Here is a 396-nt window from a genome sequence, read left to right on the forward strand (position 1 = left end):
GCTGGTGGAAGCGTTGATGGATCCGCGCTTGGGATCGAATGCGAAGCTGTCGGGGATCGAGCGGCTGATCGACTGGAGCCGGCTGGAGCCGCTGGTGTCGCCGCTGCGGCAGGGTCGGACGGGTCGACCGCCCTATGCGCCGCTGGCGATGGTCAAGGCGCTGTATCTGCAGGCGTTGTATGATCTGTCGGACCCCGGGCTGGAGGAGGCGCTGCTCGACCGGCTGTCGTTCCGGCGGTTCTGCGGCTTTGCGCTGGATGGCGGCACGCCGGACGAGACGACGCTGTGCCGGTTTCGCGCGGCGGCGGCGGCGGGGGACGTGCTGGAGCGCTGCTTTGCCGAGATCAACCGGCAGCTGGATGCGCAGGGGCTGGTGCTGCGGCGGGGGACGATCCT

General features: G+C 69.7%; 1 protein-coding gene. It reads left to right on the top strand.

Annotated elements, in window-relative coordinates; all coding sequences use genetic code 11:
• Positions 1-16: 16 nt before the first annotated feature.
• On the top strand, positions 17-396 hold a 380-nt coding region (locus tag SM191_RS19635), incomplete at its 3' end, for a transposase (protein ID WP_341507670.1).

The organism is Sphingomonas sp. 2378, assembly GCF_038084995.1.
Classification (GTDB): Bacteria; Pseudomonadota; Alphaproteobacteria; order Sphingomonadales; family Sphingomonadaceae; genus Sphingomonas.